This window comes from Alcanivorax sp. HI0083 (assembly GCF_001635175.1).
On sequence record NZ_LWFX01000443.1, the window covers coordinates 1 to 4,782 of the forward strand.

Consider the following 4,782-nt stretch of genomic DNA (forward strand, 5'->3'; position numbering starts at 1 on the left):
AATAAACAACACCAGCCCCGCAGCCATGATGCGCGTTTCCGGGAAACGGTCGGTCAGGTGGCCCGCTACCGGAAAGGTAAAGGCCATGGCCAGGCCCGCCGGCATCAACATCAGCCCCGCGCTGGCCGCGCTCTCGCCCAGCACTTGCTGAAAATACAATGGAGTGATGTAGGTGGAAGCGAACACCCCGGCACCAATCACCATGGACATGATGAAACTGCCAGTGAAGCCCCGGTAGCGAAACACCCGCAGATCCATTAACGGATGCTGCAAACGGGTTTGCCAATAAACAAAGAAAGCGGTCAGCCCCAGGCCACCGAAAAACGCCAGCAACAGCACCGGATCAACCCAGTCGCGGCGATGCCCATTGGCCAGTGCCCACAGCAAGGCTGTGATACCCAGCGCCAGCGAGATCAGCCCCACCCTGTCGAGTGCAACCGGGTCCGCCTCAGCTTCACGCCGTGGCAGATATCGGGCCGCCATGATCATGCCCACGACACAGGCCGGCAACACCACCAGGAACACCGCCCGCCAAGACAACGTATCCACCAGCACCCCGCCAATGGCCGGAGCAATGGCCGGTCCCAATACAACACCCAGCCCATAGATACCCATGGCCTGACCGCGACGATTGAGAGGGAACACCTGGAAGATGGTAATCATGGCCAGCGGCTGGATCAGCCCGGCCAGCAGGCCCTGCCCTACCCGGGCAGCCACCAGCAAGGGAAAATGTTCACTGGCAGCCCCCACAATGGACACCACCACGAACAGGCCCATGGCCAACAAATAAGCGCCACGGGCCCCAAATCGTTGGGTACACCAGGCATTGAGCAGCATGCCTACTGTCATTGCTGCCAGGAAACCGGTGGCCAGCCAGTGCACTTGATCCTGCGCCAGCTGGAACTCGGTCATGATGGTGGGAATCGCCACATTGATAATGGTGGATGCCAGCACCACGGACATGGTGCCCAGCATCACCGTTATCGTTGCGAGCCAGCGGTAGCGCGGGCCATGCAGAGCAAAAAGCGCCTGGACCTGCGCCTCCACTGTTGCCATTACCGGGAGGTATCTTCGCTGACCCGTACCAGCAGCTTGCCCCGGTTACGGCCTTGCAGCAGCCCCTGGAAGGCATCCACGGTGTTTTCCAGACCTTCAACCACATCTTCCTGGTACTGGATTTTGCCGGCCTGCATCCAGGCGCTCATATCGCGGACAAAATCTTTCATCAGGGGCGCATAATCGAACTGGATAAAGCCCTTGATCAGCACCCGCTTCACCAGCAGCTTGGTCAAGAACCCGGGCAGCTGATCCGGCCCCTGGGGCGCTTCGGTATCGTTGTAATGGGCGATACGGCCACACAGGGGAATACGGGCGAAGTCATTCACCAGCTTCATCACCGCATCAAACACCTTGCCACCCACGTTTTCAAAATACACATCGATGCCATTGGGGCAGGCGGCCTTCAGTTGAGCTTCGAAGTCGTCGTCCTTGTAGTTCACACAGGCATCAAAGCCATAGGTATCCACCACGTGCTGGCACTTGTCCGGTGCACCGGCAACGCCGACCACGCGGCAACCTTTGATCTTGGCGATCTGCCCGACGATCTGACCCACCGCGCCGCTGGCCGCAGAGACCACCACGGTTTCGCCTTCTTTGGGCTGACCAATTTCCAGCAACCCCGCATAGGCGGTAAAGCCCGGCATACCCAGCACGCCCAGCGCCGTGCTGATCGGTACCTGTTTCGGGTCCAGCTTGCGCAGCATCTCTTTGCCCTGCACGGAGTATTCCTGCCAGCCACCGAAGCCCAGCACATAGTCACCGGCTTCATAACCTTCCAGGCGCGATTCCACAACCTGGCCGACGGTACCGCCCTGCATCACATCACCCAGCTCCACGCTGGCCGCATAGGACTTGGCCGGGCTCATGCGCCCACGCATGTAGGGGTCCAGTGACAGGTAGATGGTCTTGATCAGGACCTGGCCCTCTTTCGGCGACGGCATCGCGCCTTCCTTCAAAGGCAGATGTTCAGGCTGGGGCATCCCCTTGGGGTACTCGGATAAAATAATCTGGCGATTCACACTCATGCTTTCTCTCCCGTAAAACGCAAAACAGTAAAAGTCAGTCCACACACTGGGGGAAGGCTGGCCCGCTTCAAATAGCGCATTGCGTGGATTGTCGTTTCAGGCCGCCCCTGTGTCGTTAGCGACCGCCACAGACAACAAAAAAGGGCGACCGAAGCCGCCCTTTTTCATCTACTTATGCTGCATCGTCATCCACATCCAGCAAGCTTTCCAGCTGCTGCATGTGATAACCCAGATCACCCAGCTGGTGATCAATGAGCACAATCCGCTTGGCGTAATGGGCCACGGCAGTTTCTTCCATCATGCCCATGCCGCCATGCAACTGGATGGCTTCTTCCGCTACCTTGCGACCGGACTTGCCGATAATCGCCTTGGCGGCAGCCACACGCTTGGCACAGACCTGAGCAGGAGCGTCCAGAGAGCAGGCTGCAAAAATGGTCATGGAGCGGGCTTTTTCCAGCTCCATACGCATTTCCACCATGCGATGTTGCAGCGCCTGGAACTTGCCAATGGCCACACCAAATTGCTGACGCTCCTTGATGTAATCCAGGGTCTGATCACAGGCCACTTCCATGGCACCGGTAGCTTCTGCGCACAGGGCCACAATGCCCAGCGCCAGGGAGGCTTCCAGCGCATCGATGGCCTTGCCTTCTTCGCCCAGCAATTCCGCCGCCGCACCGTTGAAAGTGATTTCTGCCGCACGCAGCCCATCAATGGTTTCGTAACCGCGACGGCTGACACCGTCGGCGTTGGCATCGACGATAAACGCGGACAAACCATCACGGTCCGTGCCATTACCACCGGTACGGGCAATCACCACCAGCTGGTCGGCGCTGTCGCCATGAAGTACCACGGCCTTGTTGCCCGTCAGGCTGTAGCCATCGCCACTTTTCTCTGCGGTGGCCGCCACATGGGTGTGGTCGTAACGGCCTTGCGGCTCGTAAGCCGCCAGTGCCAGACGCAACTCACCACCAACAATGGCGCTGATCAGTTTTTCTTTCTGCGCATCGCTGCCCAGTGAATTGATCAATGTGCCGCTCAATACCACTGTGGCCAGATAAGGTTCCAGCACCAGGCCACGGCCAAAGCCTTCAGCCACCACCATCAGTTCCGGCCCACCGCCGTTGAAACCACCGAAGTCTTCGGAGAACGGCACGCCCAACAGGCCAAGCTCGGCAAACTGCTGCCACATTTCTGCGGAATAACCCAGTTCACTGGTGCGGGCTTTCTCGCGTACGTCGAAGGGATAACCATCGCGAACCAGACGGCCCACGGTTTCTTCGAGCATGCGCTGTTCGTCGCTCAGTTTAAAATCCATGCTCAATACTCCTTACAGACCGAGAATCATCTTGGCGATGATGTTCTTCTGAATTTCATTGGAGCCGCCGAAGATCGACAGCTTGCGCATATCGAAGTACTTGGCGGACACCGTATTGGCGAATTCCGGCCCGACCAGCTCGCCGTCATAATCCGCATCGAAGGTTTCCGGCAGGAACGGCTGGGCGTAGGGGCCTGCTGCACGGCGGAACAGGTCGGTAATTTCCTGACGCAGTTCGGTGCCCATGATTTTCAGAAAAGAGCTTTCTGCACCGGGCACACCACCGGCCTGGGCCGCAGCCACAGTGCGCAGGTTGGTCATTTCCAAGGCCATCAGTTCCATTTCCACGTCCGCCAAACGGTTGCGGAACAAAGGATCCTCAATCAGCGGCTTGCCGTTCTGCTGCACCTTGCGCGCCACCTCTTTAAGGTGCTTGAGGGCCGCCTTGGACTGCCCCACACCGGCAATACCGGTACGCTCAAAGGTCAACAGGTACTTGGCGCAGGTCCAGCCCTTGTTCTCTTCGCCGACCAGGTTTTCCACCGGCACTTTCACATCATCAAAGAACACTTCGTTCACTTCGTGCTCGCCGTCCAGGGTAATCAATGGGCGGACGGTGATCCCCGGCGTTTTCATGTCGATCAACAAGAAGGAGATACCTTCCTGTTTCTTGGCATTGGGATCGGTGCGCACCAGACAGAAGATCCAGTCTGCGTGCTGACCCAGGGTGGTCCAGGTTTTCTGGCCATTAACGATGTAGTGGTCACCTTCACGGGCCGCCTTGGTTTTCAGGCCCGCCAGGTCAGAACCGGCACCCGGCTCGGAGTAACCCTGGCACCACCACACATCGCTGTTGAGAATCGGCGGCAGGTACTTCTGCTTCTGCTCTTCGGTACCGAACTTGATGATCACCGGCGCCACCATGTTCACACCGAACGGCAGCACGCTCGGGGCACCGTACTCTGCACATTCTTCTTCAAAAATATGCTTCTGAATCGGTGACCAGCCGGTGCCGCCATGCTCTTTCGGCCAATGCAGGGCCATCCAGCCCTGTTCATTGAGAATTTTCTGCCAGCGAACAGAGTCGTCTTTGCTCAGATGCTGACTGTTCTTCACTTTGCTGGCGATGTCTTTCGGCAGCTTGGTATCCAGAAAGACGCGCACTTCATCGCGAAACGCCAGTTCTTCCGGGGTAAAATTAATATCCATGATTACCTCAGCTAATGCTTATTTGCTGTAGAAGCCCTTGCCCTGCTCTGCCAGATCGCCAAGCAGTTTGGCAGGCTTCCAGACATCCGAGCCGGTTTGTTGATAGATCTCGTTCACTTTTTCAAAGATGGCTTTTACACCCACCTGATCTGCCCAGAACAACACGCCACCCCG

General features: G+C 57.8%; 4 protein-coding genes. All 4 read right to left on the reverse strand.

The window, feature by feature from the left end; genetic code table 11:
• A partial coding sequence (locus tag A3754_RS04555) for a DHA2 family efflux MFS transporter permease subunit (protein ID WP_063518951.1) occupies nt 1-1,056 on the reverse strand: 1,056 nt, incomplete at its 3' end.
• The gene (locus A3754_RS04560; RefSeq protein WP_063518952.1) at nt 1,056-2,084 is read right to left on the reverse strand and encodes an NADP-dependent oxidoreductase; all 1,029 of its coding nucleotides are present in this window, start codon (nt 2,082-2,084) and stop codon (nt 1,056-1,058) included. The genes A3754_RS04560 and A3754_RS04555, both read right to left, overlap by 1 nt.
• A gap of 172 nt (nt 2,085-2,256) precedes the next feature.
• Entirely contained in the window at nt 2,257-3,399 is a 1,143-nt protein-coding gene (locus tag A3754_RS04565) for an acyl-CoA dehydrogenase family protein (protein WP_063518953.1), read from the reverse strand.
• A 12-nt stretch (nt 3,400-3,411) separates the two neighbouring features.
• Nucleotides 3,412-4,608 (reverse strand): acyl-CoA dehydrogenase family protein, encoded by a 1,197-nt coding sequence (locus A3754_RS04570; protein ID WP_063518954.1) that lies wholly within the window; start codon nt 4,606-4,608, stop codon nt 3,412-3,414.
• Nucleotides 4,609-4,782 lie beyond the last annotated feature (174 nt).

Coding starts and splice junctions, on each gene's coding strand:
- A3754_RS04560 (WP_063518952.1), bottom strand. CDS start 2,084: ATGAGTGTGAATCGCCAGATTATTTTATCCGAGTACCCCAAGGGGATG.
- A3754_RS04565 (WP_063518953.1), bottom strand. CDS start 3,399: ATGGATTTTAAACTGAGCGACGAACAGCGCATGCTCGAAGAAACCGTG.
- A3754_RS04570 (WP_063518954.1), bottom strand. CDS start 4,608: ATGGATATTAATTTTACCCCGGAAGAACTGGCGTTTCGCGATGAAGTG.